We start from the raw sequence: 16,012 nt of genomic DNA, 5'->3' as shown, positions 1-16,012 counted from the left end.
TTTATACCACAAGCCGCATTTTATAATCGTCCATAAAAAAACCGTTTCCTATATCCTGCTTTATTTCTTCCTCTATATAAAATCCGATTTTTTTATAGGTTTCGATTGAATTTATATTATTTTTGTTAACGGTAAGAAAGATGCTTTTAAAATTATTTTCCTCAGCAAAATCTTTTATAAAGAAAACGGCTTTTTTCCCGTAACCTTTTCCTCTTCTGCTTTTGCGTACGTAAATTTTACTTAAAAAAATATGCTCTTTGTCCGCAGCTATGGCAAAATATCCCTCAAAAGAACCTTCCTGACTTTTCATAAGAAAATATTTATAATTTTGCATCGATATTTGTTTCGCAATAACCTCGGCAGACTGAAAATTTTCAAGCATATACTCTATCTGTTCATCGGTAATAATCGAGGCATAATGTTCACGCCATATTTCGTAAGCTATTTTTTCGGTTATATCTATCAATTCCTGAGTTTCTACAGGTATGATTTCCATTCTTTATTTAAACTCCGCTATTTCTTCTAAAGATTTTCTGACAGCTTCTTTTTGAACGGGTTCGTCGCCATAGCCTAAAGTAATCAGGCATTCGATTTTATAAGAAAATGGCAGATTTAAAATTTTCTTAATTTCTTTACCTCTGAACCATCCGATATAGCATGTTCCCAAACCAAGTTCTTCGGCTTTCAATACAAGATGTTCACAGGCTATCCCCAAATCTATAAGATGGTAGTTGACATCCTGAATTTTTTCGGCGACATTGTGCACGATAAATTTTGTTTGGCTGCACACAACTATTATTACGGGAGCGGAATCCGCCCATTTGTTCGTAACAATAAGATTGTTTAATCCCTCATTAAAAATATCCTCTTTTAACTCAGCATTTGCCACGACGACAAATTTCCATGGCTGCGCATTGCAAGCTGAAGGTGCAAGTCGTGCTGCTTCAAGCATTTGCATAATTTTTTCTTTTTCTACGGGTTTATTCAGATATTTTCTTACACTTTTGCGGTTTTTAATTATTTCATCTAAACTTTTCATTTAATTACTCCGCATAAATTTATTTTGTAACGTTAAACCTAAATTCTATAATATCGCCGTCTTTGACAATATAATCTTTGCCTTCGCTTCTCAAAAGGCCGGCGTCTTTTACGGCTTTTTCGCTGCCAAGTCTGTATAAATCATCATAACTCATAACTTCAGCTCTGATAAAACCTCTTTCAAAATCCGTATGTATGACTCCGGCGGCCTGCGGCGCAAGAAACCCTTTTTTTATAGTCCAAGCACGTGTTTCGTCCTCACCTGCTGTCAAAAATGTGGTAAGCCCCAAAAGAAAATATCCTGCTTTTACCAAACGCTTGAGTCCGGGTTCTTCAAGCCCCAAATCTTTTAAAAAAGCTTTCTGATCACTATCGGATAACTCCGAGAGTTCCGCTTCTATTTTTGCACATATTGGTATGGACTGAGACTGTTCTTTTTCGGCTTTTTCTCCAACACTTTCAACTCCACGATTACGCATTTGCGGAAGATCGTTTTCAGAAACATTACACGCATACAAAACAGGCTTTTGCGTTATAAGAAAAAAATCTCTTAAAATTATTTTTTCATCCTCGGAAAGTTCCAAAGTTCTTGCAGGGTTTCCCGCTTCGAGATGAGCTTTTACTTTTACGGCAAGTTCTCTTTCAGCCAATATTTTTTTATCATTAAGCCTAATGCCTTTTTCAAGTCTTTCGAGTTTTTTTGTTACGGCTTCCATATCAGCAAGAATAAGTTCGGTATCAATAATGTCAATATCCCTTAAAGGGTCCACTCCACCCATGACATGCGTAATGTCTCCACTTTCAAAACATCTTACGACATGCACAATGGCTGCGGTCTCTCTTATATGAGCCAAAAACTGATTGCCCAATCCTTCCCCTTTTGAAGCGCCTTTCACAAGACCTGCAATATCCACAAATTCGACTGCCGCAGGTACTTTTTTTTTGGATTTGTAAAGTTTTTCGAGAAAGTCCAATCTTTCATCGGGGACAGCAACAACGCCTATATTCGGATCTATAGTGCAGAATGGATAATTTGCCGTTTCTGCGCCCGCTTTCGTAATTGCATTAAATAAAGTCGATTTACCTACATTGGGAAGTCCGACAATGCCAAGTTTCATATTTCCTCTTTCATATAATTTGTATTTGTTTTATTATAGCAAAAAGCGCGCAAAAATATTTTACGCGCCGAAGAAATAAGCATCTGTCTATGCGGCAGACAATAAATCTTTAATGGGTAAAACCAAAAGTTTATTTTTCGCAGTGGCGACTTCATCCGAAAAATCGTGATATGAAAGGTCTATGTCTGGAGAAATGCCTTCGGCTATTTCCCATTTGGAACCCGTCAAAGAATTTATTCTTTTTCTTATGACCGGATCATTGCCTATCCTTTCCGACAAAGTTAAAAGGAAATCCTGATTTCTACAAAGATCTTTATATTTTTCATCCACGCTTAATACAAGCGTATTTTCTGAAACTTTCGAATAATATACCTCTACGGAAATATCTTCTAAAGATGGATGTCCAATACAGACAGAATGCTCTGAGTTCCCGCTTGCGCTTATGAGTGCTATTTCTTTATCCGTATTTACGACTGTGGACGTCTTGAAATCTGTTATTGCTCTTCTTTGCAAAATATAAAGCTGTCCGTCGGTTCCTAAAGCAAATTCTATATCTACAGGATATCCCGCGCTTTTTTCAAGACGCATAATTATATCAGTGAGCAATTTTATTTCTCCCGCATTTAAAGCTCTGGCTTTAACTCCTTTGGAAACTTGTGCCAATTCGGTACCTTCTCCGCTTTTCAGAGGAGTTATCATATAATGTTTATCTACAACGGAATATTCTATAACTTCCCTGCTGTTATTATCAACTGTTATACTATCGGGTGTTATTCTTCCGGATACAAGTCCCTCTCCAAGTCCGTAAACTATTTCTATAATAGTATTGCCGTATTTGTCCCTGCTGAAAGCCACGCCCGCTTTTTTTACATCTGCCATTTCCTGAATAATAACAGCAGGATTCACAATCACAGCGTTTTCTATCATATATTTAATGCTTCTGTCGGAATAAAAAGATTTCCAACACTCTTCCACGTTTTTAAATATAAATTCATAAGAAACGTTCAGGTTTGTTTCTCCCATTCCGGCAAAAGCCATACTTTCTCCATCTTCTCCGATTCCAGAAGTCCGCACCGAATACTTTTTATTTTTATCAAGCATACCGTCAATCTTCATTTTTATGTCTTTGTCTATTTTTTCCAAGGCCGTTTTATCCACTCTTATCTCGTCTATCAATGACTTAATCGACATAGCGGCAGTTTTTGCAGCAGTGTCATCTTTATTTATTATTGAACTTTCAAATAAACGTTTAAGCTCTTTATATCGCTCGCTCCTATCCGCAAGTTCAAAATATATTTCAAATACGTTTTTACTTATTCCGACGCCTTTGGGAACGGAAACCCCTTTTTCGTTTTCCAATCCTCTGGTAATAGAAGCAAGCTCCGTGGTTTTTGAACCGAATTTATGCACATCTTTTTCAAATATATGTTCAAAATTAAGTACCTCATTTTCCAAAGATATTTTTTCGGCATTCTGATAAAAAGAAACTTTTTTGCTCATTTCATTTAAAAGATTTGCCAGCTCCGATCCTGTTTTAATAAGTACTTCATCTTGTCCACTGCGAAAAGTAAAATAATTGTACACACTGGCAAGCGAAAGCATTTTAACGGCTTCGTTTACATCCTGAGGGGACAAATCGGTTTTGGAAATAAAGTCAGAAACATAATTTATTTTTTCTTTCATATATTCAAGATATCTGTTATTTATCTGCTTTCTCATCCGGTTTAATTCAGATTTCATCGACAATATGAACATGTCTTTTATGCTGTCCGTAGTTTTTATTGAGTTCAGTTTATTTGCGAGGTTTTCCACCATTATATAAACTATATTTATGTCAGTATCACCAGAGTGTGTTAAATTCAGTAAAGAATCCCTAATCATATTTAGTTTTTTCTGTACATAAGTTGCGTTGAGATCTCCTACTTTATCTTTTATGACTTTAGGCATTTCTCTATCAATTAGAGTAAACATTATATTATTGAGTCTCACATCTCCTATAACCTGAAAATATACATATTCTACAAAACGGCCTATATGTTTATGATCCGCATACTTTAAAAGAAACTTTTTAAAAGCTTTCTCATTGTTTTCGTCAATATATTCTTGGATCTCATTCAAAATTTTATTGTCAACATCATTGAATAATAAAATGCTTCCTGTTTCGCCATTTACAAGCACTTTGTCTCCGGAAGAAAGTGACACATGGCTTTCTTTTACTTCTATCGCTTCTACGTCATTTGATAAAGTCAATGGCTTTCCATAAAGTTCGTAGTAAATCGTGTGAAGCTTTCCATTATACAATAAAGCGTCTTTATTTAAAGTAACGGACGGCTTTCTGAATTCTCTGGTGATAATCGCCGCATGGCTTAAAACTCCACCGCCGGTAGTTATGACGGCTCTCACTTTTTCTATTGCTTCTATATCATTTGGAGTAGTATAAGGCACTACAAGTATTTTATTTTCGGCATTTTCTTTCTCAAAAGTTATGTCTCCAGATACATACGTTCCATTTCCCATCGACGTTGCTACAGCTAAAATTTCAGGACTCTCAATACGCACAATTTTCTCCTCCATAATAGACTGAGAAAAACCTATCCTTTCTCTTCTACCGACTACTTCGCTTTCGCCATCACTAACTAATGGTCCATATCCATGTTTTTCTAAAAAAGAAGCCAACTCGGCATGGTTAAGTTTTTTTCTTTCTCCGTCATAGTTGATAACTTCAGAAACGGCATATTTCATTCTTCCAGTAGGATGACTCATCAATCCTTTCAAGGACAGATACCCTTCTGAAACCTTATAGAAACCATTTACAACTGCAAGCTTTCCTATCAATCCCGTTTGTTTGTAATTAAAATTCATCTTGCCGGCTAAATTCATTAATCTTGCCTGCATAAGCATATCGTATTGCTCAGCAGAATCATTATCTCCACCTCGAATGAATTCTTTGGTTAATAAAATGCTTTTAAACGGTTCGAATTCATTATAATTTTCATTTGGAATCAATTCGTTTCTTTCGTTTATAATTATTTTACCCTGTATATAAGCTCTTTCCAGAGGTCTATTAAAATATTCATCCAGTATATTTTGATTGATGTAATATTCTTTTAATTCTGGTATCTCATCAAGTCTCAGATAAACAAGAATCCTGTTTAAATATTCTCTGACACCTTTAAAGCCTGGATTATCCGGAGTATTAGTTAATTCTGGAGACAAATAGTCAAATCCAAAAGCCGTCCGGCCGTTTGAATTATAATTGTAGCCGTACCATATTTCGTCAGACATAAATTTTTTTATTAATTCTTTCTTTCCCATATTATACGACTCTTCATTAAGCTTGTCGTATACTCCTTCGAGCTGAATATCAAGATTGGTAGAATGCTTAAAAAGCATTATTGCCATATACGCAATATATACCAAATCCTTTGAATCGTTTAACCCCGAATCTTTATTTAAAACCGCCTCTAAGCCACAGGCTCCAGCAAGATGGGAATCTATCTTCAAATCGGCGTCAACTCTAAAACCGAGTTTTCTAAGAGCATCTGCAAAATAATCGACTCTTAACATATACTGGAGACTTCTTCCACCTTCGTGATAGTGTATTGCAATTCCTCTGTCAGTTTCGCCGAAATTAAAAAATATATCTACACTGTGGGCAAATAATCTTGTACTCCATATAAGAATATCGTCTTTAAAAATAAAATCATCTATGTGTAATTCTTTTGAGGCAAGCTTAATAAACAAATCAGCTATATTTTTATTTATCTTTCCGAAATCTGACAAATCATGTCCGCCGATCGCATAATCCTGCCTCGACGCTTTTACAACACGTATTTTATCCGATATAATACCGTTTGACTTTATGTTATGCTTAAAATCGTTGATTGAGATCTGATGTACGGCGTTTATGAGAACATGTATATTATCTATTTTGTATATTTCCCTTTCATTCCAATTGCGCAGCTTCAACTGACTGTTTATAAAATCAGAGGTTATATTCTCTTTAACGACAATAGTTTCTTTTATACGTGTAAGAGCATCTCTCAATTCTCGTCCATGATGAGGATTTATTTTTTCCAATCCGACAATCATTTTCTCAACTATTTGAAGCACGTCATACAAATCTTTTTTTGAACTGTCAGCATTAATAGTCGACATTTTTTGTAATGCCAGAGCGTTAAATTTTAAAATTTCTTTAAAATTCTCGAATTCAGATATAAGTTTTGCGACATCCTTATCAGAAGCATCTGTATTTCCTTTAGAAGAAAAATATAGCGGATTTTTTTGTCTGATAGATTGCAGAGGAACAATACCTTCCGGAAGATGTGAAAGCAGTGATATAATGTTAAATCTGTCATTATGAGAAGTTGAATCCCGCTGCCTTAGGCTTTTCTTTTCTTCCTTTTTTTCGTATTCTTCCAATTTAAACGGACTTATGTAAATGCCCGGCTGGACAATATAAGCCGGCATTCCTAATGAATTAAATATCGAATTAATTCTTAGTACACTCGAATCAGACATATAAGAATAACAGTACGTCATTATATTTGCTATCATATCGGCCGTTTCTATGCGTTTTTCTTTATTTACCGAAATATCTTCGGCTATGGCAAACATTTTATCAACTACAGCCAATGCAGTTTCTTTTCCTTCTTTTTCGGAAGAAGAAACAAGCCATGTCGTAAAACTTACCGTATCTATTATATCCGCAGATTTAACCAATAAATCCACAAGTTCTTCAGAATAAGAAATGTTGTCTTCTTCTCTTGACCATGAATATTCGGGACGCGTCGGAAGATGTATCTTATATCTTGAAGGAGGACGCTTTTTATTATTTTGCAAAGCATTGATAATAAGAGTTACGGTTTCCGCGTTCACCCCAAAATCTTTAAATATATTTCTCTCAACATCAAAATTTTTGCCTGAACTGTAAAACAAAGCGACTGCGAGTTCCTCAAGAAGCTTTAAAACTTCGCTTTTGGGAATTTCTTGTTTTTTAGATATTTCCAAAATCTTTCTATATAAATATTCATGACTTGCTTCGTTGGCATTTAAAGATATCTCAAGCAGAAAAAAAGATTTAATTTTTTTAAATAAATCTTCTTCATAATTAATATTGTTCATGATTTTATTTAACCCTTCGGTCGTTTTCTGAGATGTTGGACTATTCGTTTTTTCTACAATCTTTGTCAACAGAGTAATAACGACAGCAGCGGCCAAACGCCATTGTTCATCACCTTCAAGCTGCATCCGGTTAGAAACGGCTATCATCTCTGCCGACAACATATCTACAAGAGGAAAGAAAAACTCATTTGCCGTTTTTGAAAGATTTCGCATATCATCGGTAATTCTTTCTTTCCAAGTGTTTAATTCTTTATCTGTGACCAAAATTTTATCCAGCGCATCTACGGCTTCCGTAATATATGAAACAATATCAATGTCGATATTTTTATCTTTTACGACGGCATTATAAAATTTTTCATAATCTCTGTAGCTGCTATAATTTCTTGCCATTTCTGTAAGGCCATAATTGCCTATGTAGGAAAGCCCCAAATCATATAAATGTGTTAACAGCGCCATAGCGCATTCTGCGCTTACCGAATAAGCTTTGGCTGCGGCCCCATGCACATAAGTACTAATGGAATGAACTCTTTTTTTAATACTATTATCGGGACTTTTCATCTTATAAGATTGGGCTATCTCATCCATTTCTCGTTTAAGCAACGAAAAAATATTTTGAAAAAATGGTTTACCGTCTTTATTGTCTTTCACGACTATTGAAAGAGCTATTATAGCATGCAATAACGTTTCGGAAACGACTTTTCTCTCTAAAAATATTTTATTAAGGAGTTGATAAAGTTCATTATTATCTGATAAACCGTTTAAAGACGATAATTGCGAACGTATTTCGTCAAGCGTATTTTGTTTATCTTTATCATATCTGTAATCAAACTCTGCGAGAAATTGTTCGAGCTGCATAATCAGGGCTTTTGTCATTTCTTCGGAATATTTATCGGATATGGTCATGCCATTTTCGATGTGTATTTCGGTTCCGATTTCGGAAACTGCGTCCGATAAAAATGACATAAACTGAGGATAAAAATTATTGTCCATTTTAATTTTTGAAACGGTTAAAGCAAGTAAATTTTGTAAGTATTCCGATACAAATCCCAATCTTTCTTCACCGTTTAACATTACGGCATTTTCTAAATCGGCCAAAATAGTTTCATACTCAGCTTTTATTTCACCATTAAGCTGCCAGTCTTTGCCATTATTTCTAAATTCTCTATTTTTAAGATATCTCAACTCTTTAACCGCTTTTTTTATCTTCTGTCCATATCTGTCATCAGGAGAAACAGCATCTTTAGCAAAAATGCTCAACATTATTCCTCTATGCCATCTGAAATACACGGCAACATTATTTACGATATGCGCAATTACCGAAAAGGCAAGCGCTATAGCTGCGGCAGCTGCAGGTGAGGCCAATAAAGCAAGAGGAATCGCCGGAGCAAGATATAAAGCCGTTAATTTAAAAGAATCCGGGATCATACGTTTAAAAGTTCTCACATCACCTATCCCATCTGAGTATAATCTGTCAATAATTTCGTGAAAGGCAGGGAAAAATATCAACCCCGAAATCAATGACACGGCAATAGATATAGGTAAAGCCAAAGGAGATCCGATTAAAAACAGAGGAATAAAAAAAGGCAGGCTTCTAAAAACAAACTCTTCGGCAACAGGACCTATTACAAGAGCTGCAGCTTTATAAACTTTGCCAGTTTTATCTTTCATAAAATTTCTGAATATAAATAACAAATTTTTTGCTTCTTTTATATATTTTCTATTATCTTCGGCAGTTAAAATTTTTCTTTTAGCGTTCGATTCCATAATTTCTATTACCCTCACTCCATCTTCTTCCATAACGGCTTCATAGCTGCGGCCTTCTATCGCAAATATATATTTACGACCTTGTTCCGTTATCTTAAAGCTTTCAGTCAATATTTCTCCTCTTTGAGCATCTTCTTTTCTTTCTTTCAGAAAATTTTCTTTTATAAATCTTTTTATACCTTCTTCTTTCTGTACGTCACTTTCTTCTTTTAATACAAATAATGCCACGCCTATCAGCTTAGGCAATGCCAAATCTATTTTCAGCTGCGAAAACGCCTGTATGTTTATCGTGTTCTTTTTTATCTCTTTGTAGCTCTTTATCGTTTCCAGATATATTTCATGCGCATATGGCACTTCTTTAGTTATTTTCGGCGTTATTATCAGATGCGTTATTTTCTTTTCTTTAAGCATTTTTTCCAAACCAGCGCTGTGAAAACCTCCTGTCACGATTACTTTTATATTCTTTTTTCCAGCCCTTTCTATATCTATTAACGCTTCGTTTCCGATCTTTGCATTTTTCGCGGCTTTATTATCTTGTAAGCCTGCTCTGTCAACAAATATTTTGTCTCTTCTTAAATTATTTTCATGATACCTTTCCAGCAACTGCGCATATTTGTCCAATTTTTTTGCTTTGTTCTCAGAAAAATATGATCTCCATATATCTCTGAATTTCTTAAATCCTTCTTTAAAACCGGCCAAATCTTCCGCAGTTATCTCAGCTGTAAAATAGCCTTTTATTTTGGGAATAAATTCATGCAAAAACGATACTTCTCTTTCATATCTTGTTCTTCCCAACTCCTCATATATCTTTTCTCTCAACTTCTCTTCTTCTTTAGTAAATAATACTGGATTAAACTCTCTGCTTCTTTGCATATACGCAAAAAATCTTTCCAATTCTTCAAACTTATATTCTTCAAATATGCCGTACTTTTGCGATATATCGCTCAATTCTTCCGATATATCTTCCAAATTCACAAAATTATTGCTTCTTGACAATAAATAAAAATACTGCCCGTAAGCTATTTTTGCTTTCAATACTTCGGCAAACTTTTTAAATTGCTTCGATATTTTTTCGCCGTTTAACTTTTCAGAAAGTGCAGTCAATTCTACGTAATCTTTTATATTTTTATAATCATCCAAATTTATACCATTTATCGCTGCAATTTCAGCTGTCTTTCCATAATACCTCTTTGTACTTATTTTTCTTTTCTCATATCTTTTTATCAATCTTTCATAATTTCTTATATCAGGATTTGAGTATTCTGTCTTCACTCCTTTTATCTCTATGACCATATCTTTGCATATGCTTTCAACTTCGGAAATCGCCTCTATTATTTCATTGTACAAACCGATATTCTCTAAATACAACTCCCTATTTTCTATCCCTCGTATAAAATTATTTTTTCCGTTGACTGCGGCATAATATTCACTTCCGCTCATATATCCAGAATCTATGAGCGTTTCCAATATTCCTTTTCCTGTATCATCTCTCTTTAGCAAATATAACGCTGTTGTATCTACTTCTCCGAAGGCGCCTTCAAGATACACGTTTTCAAGTCCATACTTCTCATCTAAATAACCGATTATCTTTGCTATATTTCTCTGTGCCTGTGCATGGCAATGCAGATCTTGTATATTTATTACTATTTCATTGCCGCCGTAATATTCGGCAGCTGTTATCTTTCCGGAATACGATGGCACTGAAAACTTATCGACGTATGACGCTTTTGCTTCCACAGCAGGTATAACGCAGAGCAAAAGACTTACGGCTGCGAATAAAGCCGTCGTTTTTATTAAAAATTTTTTGATTAAAATAGTCTTTCTCATATTTTTCCAAAAAGAAGAAACATTTTTCACTTATAGAGAGACTTAAATTTGATATTTATATATGAAAGAAAACAAAAGCATTAAAAAGAAAATAAAACGTGTCCACAGATGAATCTTTTATGAGAGGAGAGAGATTTTGAGTATTCAAATTATCCAAAAAAGCATTTCGTTTAACTGCATCAACCGAATCAACCGATACAAAAATGTGTATTTAATTATAATTATAACTTATTATTGCCTTTTTTGTAAGTATTTTTTCACTAAAACGATTCAACATACTAACACAAGACTTGAAGTTGTCTGCGAAAGCAAATGTAAAATATTCACTATTCCTTTCTGAATATTTATATTTAATCATTATAATGGTAGGAAAATTTAAATTTTATATTTCTTTTTGACGGAAACAATTTTTAAAGAAATCAGATTTAGAGCTTCTTTTTTATTTGAAATCTTGCCGTTCTGCTGTGCCAGCGCGACAAATTCAATAATATCTCTAAGCCATGGACCTGGCTTTAATTTGAACTTTTTCATTACTATATTGCCGTCGATAAGTTTTGGTAAAGGCTTGGCGTTTTTTATTTCATAATATTCATGGATAAGCCTGCGCACCGACTTTTCCTGCATTTTCAATTCCGATGGAACAAAAACTTTCAATCTTTTATAAGAATGCCAGTCTGCCATCGAAAGCAAAAGCAAATCTGGGGTGTTCTCTCCGATATCTCTAAAAAATTTCAAAGCCGCTTTTTTCGTAACTATATTGTTTTTTGTAAGAGTCGAAGGTCTCATATGATTTTCAACGAGGAATTTGGTATCGGAAATTTCTTTTTTGCCCATTTTTAACGCTTTCATCATCTTTTCAATTTTTACCGCTCCCTTCTGTTCATGACCGAAAAAACGCATTTTTTTGTCTTCTTTTTTGGCAGTTTCAGGCTTTGCAATGTCATGGAATAATGCGGAAAATTTTAAAAGGCTTACTTTTGAAACATTTTCAGAATAAGTTTCCCTGCGAGAAAAGTGTTCTTCAAGCTCTTTAAAATTGTCTGGAAAATATTTTTCTAGATTGTTTATTATATTTTCCGCAGCTTCCATCGTTTCAAATGAATGCTGAAATAATCCCCGCGGATGATAATAATATTTTTTAGAAGCCTTTTTCATTTTTGAAATTTCACAAAACAACTCCGAAAGAAGCCCGCTTTTATCCATAATTTTCAAAATATCCGCAGCGTTTGATGCGGATAAAATTCTGAAAAACTCATTTTTTATTCTCTCCACAGCCGATTTTTTTATGAGTTTTGTGTTTAACTTTATCAATTTTAAAGTTTCCTGAGTTATCCTAAACCCCGTCTCCGCTGCAAACCTGAATGCGCGAAGCATCCTTAAAGGATCTTTTTTAAATATATTTTTTGAAACAGTGTTGATTGTTTTATTTTTTAAATCTGCAATACATTTTTTATCAGCAAATATCATTTTGCTCTTATAATCTTTAAAATCAGCAATATTAAAAGCCACCGCATTTATGGTAAAATCCCTGTTATTTAAATCTTCTTCTATTGTTTTTCCGTCAAAAAGAGAGACATCAATATTCGCCGCCACATTTTTATCTTTTAATACTATTCTGTAAACTTTGTTTAAATCATCAAGAACGACCAGCTTAGCTCCGAGAAAAGCAGCGGCTCTCTTTGAAAACTTTTCAGCGCTTTTACTGATAGCCAAATCAATATCTTTGTGACGGCGTTTCAGATACAAATCTCTGGCAAATCCGCCGACCACGTAAACTTCATAACCTTTTGAACAATATATAAGCGCTTTAATTAAATTCTCCATTTTACAGTTCCATTGCCGATATTAAATCTGATATGTATTTATTTTCTTTTTCATTAAAAATCTTTTCGAAAGAAGAATCTTTGACGATTTTCCCGTTCTTCATAATAATCATTCTTTCGGCAAAACGAGACGCAGCCGCAATATCATGTGTAATCAATATCATGGAAGTTTTAGATGTTTTTTCTATGTTTTTAAAAATTTCAAGTATCTGAGTTTGAGAATAAATGTCAAGAGACGCAAAAGGTTCGTCGGCTATTATAAGTTGGGGATTTTTAAGCAATATACGCGCAACCGCAATTCTCTGCCTCTGTCCTCCGGAAAACTGATGAGGGTAATTGTTTAAAATTCTGACATCCAAGCCGACGCTTTCCAAAACTTTGCATATAATTTCTTCGGCATTTTCTTTTTGTTTATCGTTTAAAGCTTCCGAAAGAGACGATTTTATTCTCAATTTTGGATTTAAAGATGCATACGGATTTTGGAAAATCATCTGCACTTTCGCTGAAAGTTCCGTCACCGAATAATCTTTTATATCTTTGTCAAAATATTTAACGCTTCCAGCATCATATTCCAAAAGACCTGCGATGATTTTACCAAGTGTAGTTTTGCCACAGCCGGAACTGCCTATGACAGACAAATATTCCCCCTTGCTTAAAGAAAAACCCACAGTGTCAAGAGCAAGAAAATTATTCTCTTTAAAAAGTTCTTTTGAAACATACTTTTTTGACAAATTAATGACTTCTAAAAGCATTTAATATCCTATTAACAATTTCGTGTATTCGTGACGCGGATTTGTAAAAATTTCGTTCGTTTTTCCTGACTCGACAATTTCACCGTTGTGCATAACTGCTAACTTATCTGAATATTTTTTCGCTATAAGCATATTATGCGTTATCATTATAAGCGTAAGTCCCATGCCGTTTTTAAGTTCCATAATTAATTCAAGTATTTGTTTTTGTACTGCGGCGTCAAGACCGGTGGTAGGCTCGTCCGCTATCAAAATTTCGGGGTTATTTACTATCGCCATAGCTATCAAAATTCTCTGCTTTTGACCTCCGGACAATTGATGGGGATAAGAGTCAAATATTCTCGCGCTGTCTTCAAGTTTGACTTTCTTCAAAACTTCTTCAGATTTTCTGCGGATTTCTCCTTTTAAAGCTCCGGGGTTATGCGTTTCATAAGCTTCAAAAATTTGTTTTCCTATTCTTATAACGGGATTCAAATACGATTGTGGGTCTTGAAAAATCATCGATATTTTTTTTCCTCTTATCCGTCTTTTTTTGCCAAAACTCAATTTTAGAAGATCTTTGCCATCGTAAATTATATTTCCAGATTTAATTTCTCCGCCGTCAAATTCAGTCAAATCCATTATAGCCGATGCAGCCGTACTTTTTCCGCTTCCAGAACGTCCTACAATGACAAAAGATTCACCTTTTTCAACATCAAAACTCACGTTTTTTATGGCATTTACAATACCGAAAGAAGCTTTATAATCCACGCTTAAATTTTTGACGGAAAGGATAGCCATTATATTTTATTGTCCTTCGGGTCAAGAATATCTCTTAAGGATTCGCCTATCATGTTAAAAGACAAAACTGTAAGTAAAATCATAATTCCTGGAAACAAAGAAAGCCACCACGCCACATATATGTAATCTTTACCCTGCATGAGAATCTGTCCCCATGAAGACATCGGAGGCTGCACGCCAAGCCCTAAAAATGAAAGGCCGGACTCAGTCAACACTGCACCACCTATACCTATTGCCGCATAAACTATTATCGGGGAAACTACATTAGGGAGAATATGAACAAACAGCAGCCGTATTTTGCTTACTGCAAGCATTTTTGAAGCCAGAACAAATTCCCGTTCTCTTACGGACAGAACTTCAGCGCGCACTATTCTTGCAAGTCCTGGCCACGAAGTTATCCCTATTACAATCATAACATTGACAATGCTGGGCTCAAAAAACGCTATTACTATAAGTATTAAAAAAAATGTCGGAAAACAAAGCATAATGTCTGTAAAACGCATTATTATCGAGTCAGTCCAGCCGCCGAAATATCCGGAAATCATTCCTAAAACAACGCCTATAAAAAGTGTTATCAGCACTGCAAAAAACCCTACGGATATTGATACTCTGGCTCCATAAACCATTCTGGAAAACACGTCTCTGCCCAAATCATCCGTTCCGAGCAAATGTGCAGACGAAGGAGCTGCAAGCCTGTTTGACAAATCCTGTGCGGAAGGATCGCAGCGGACAATAAACGGAGCAAAAACAGCCGCGATAATGATTATTAAAATCAAAATCAAGGCATAAAACGCAGGCTTGTTTTTCAATATTTTTTTCATTTGTATCTTATCCTCGGGTCCGCCACGGAATATAAAACGTCCGCAACAATATTTCCGAGAAGTGTTAAAAATGCCGATATTACTCCAATACCCATAATCACAGGATAATCTCTTGCCACAATGGCATCATATCCGAGCCTTCCCATTCCGGGATAGGAAAAAATTGTTTCTATAATAAAACTGCCGCCTATCAAACCCGGAATCGACAACCCTATTATAGTTATGAGCGGCAGCAAAACGTTTTTTAACGCGTGATTAAAAATAACCTGCTTTTTGCTTAAACCTTTTGCATAAGCCGTTTTAATATAATCCTGCTTCAACACATCAAGCATTCCTGAACGTATATACCTTGAAAGAACGGCAAAAGAACCGAGCGTCGAAACTATTAAAGGAAGAATCAGATGTTTTGCCAAATCCCATAGTTTGCAAAAAAATGAAAGATTTTCGAAATTAAAAGAAATCAAACCAGAAATCGGCAGCCATCCGAGCCACAAACCGACGACTATCATAAGAAGCAAAGCAATCCAGAAAGCCGGCACGGAAAAACACACAAAAATGATAACCGTCAATATTCTGTCAAACAGCGAATATCGTTTTACGGCCGAATATACGCCTATCGGCACTGCGATGACAAGCATTACAATTATCGATAAAACGTTTAATAAAACCGTAGCTGGAAGTCTTTCCAAAATTTTCTCGGAAGCAGCCCTTCCGTCTTTAAAGGAGTTTCCAAAATCAAGAACGGCTACGCGTTTAAGCCAGTTCCAATACTGCTCGTGCAGCGGTTTGTCAAGACCGTAAAGTTTCACAAGTCTTTCTTTGGCTTCCGCTGTAACTTTAATATTAAAGTCGGCAATCATATCCGTCGGTTTTCCAGGAGTCGTATACATTACTGTAAAAGTAATTATCGTAATACCTAAAAAAATCGGAAGTGAGTATATTAAACGTTTAATCAAATAATTGAACAT

Annotated in this window: 9 protein-coding genes; all 9 read right to left on the bottom strand. The window is 35.0% G+C overall.

Going from position 1 to position 16,012, the window contains the following annotated elements; genetic code table 11:
• Position 1: 1 nt before the first annotated feature.
• The gene (locus LBD46_07420) at positions 2-496 is read right to left on the bottom strand and encodes a GNAT family N-acetyltransferase (protein MDR2426985.1); all 495 of its coding nucleotides are present in this window, start codon (positions 494-496) and stop codon (positions 2-4) included.
• 3 nt (positions 497-499) lie between these two features.
• Complete coding sequence (locus tag LBD46_07415; protein MDR2426984.1) at positions 500-1,039, bottom strand: nitroreductase family protein; 540 nt, start codon at positions 1,037-1,039, stop codon at positions 500-502.
• Positions 1,040-1,058: 19 nt separating this feature from the next.
• Positions 1,059-2,156 (bottom strand): redox-regulated ATPase YchF, encoded by a 1,098-nt coding sequence (gene ychF / locus LBD46_07410; GenBank protein ID MDR2426983.1) that lies wholly within the window; start codon positions 2,154-2,156, stop codon positions 1,059-1,061.
• Positions 2,157-2,243: 87 nt separating this feature from the next.
• Positions 2,244-10,871, bottom strand: coding sequence for a hypothetical protein (locus LBD46_07405; protein ID MDR2426982.1), 8,628 nt, complete (start codon positions 10,869-10,871; stop codon positions 2,244-2,246).
• Positions 10,872-11,246: 375 nt separating this feature from the next.
• Complete coding sequence (locus tag LBD46_07400; GenBank protein MDR2426981.1) at positions 11,247-12,695, bottom strand: HD domain-containing protein; 1,449 nt, start codon at positions 12,693-12,695, stop codon at positions 11,247-11,249.
• Position 12,696: 1 nt separating this feature from the next.
• Positions 12,697-13,446 carry a dipeptide/oligopeptide/nickel ABC transporter ATP-binding protein gene (locus LBD46_07395; GenBank protein MDR2426980.1) on the bottom strand — a complete coding sequence of 250 codons (750 nt, stop codon included), beginning with the start codon at positions 13,444-13,446 and terminating at the stop codon, positions 12,697-12,699.
• Positions 13,447-14,223, bottom strand: coding sequence for an ABC transporter ATP-binding protein (locus LBD46_07390; GenBank protein ID MDR2426979.1), 777 nt, complete (start codon positions 14,221-14,223; stop codon positions 13,447-13,449).
• Positions 14,223-15,044 carry an ABC transporter permease gene (locus LBD46_07385; protein ID MDR2426978.1) on the bottom strand — a complete coding sequence of 274 codons (822 nt, stop codon included), beginning with the start codon at positions 15,042-15,044 and terminating at the stop codon, positions 14,223-14,225. Before LBD46_07385 ends, LBD46_07390 begins: the two co-directional genes overlap by 1 nt.
• On the bottom strand, positions 15,041-16,012 hold the full coding sequence (locus LBD46_07380; protein MDR2426977.1) for an ABC transporter permease: 972 nt from the start codon (positions 16,010-16,012) through the stop codon (positions 15,041-15,043). The genes LBD46_07385 and LBD46_07380 overlap by 4 nt, the downstream gene beginning before the upstream one ends.

The organism is Candidatus Endomicrobium procryptotermitis (assembly GCA_031279415.1).
Classification (GTDB): Bacteria; Elusimicrobiota; Endomicrobiia; order Endomicrobiales; family Endomicrobiaceae; genus Endomicrobium_B; species Endomicrobium_B procryptotermitis.
Note: the sequence above shows the minus strand (reverse complement) of the source record. Positions and strands in the feature narration are given on the sequence as shown.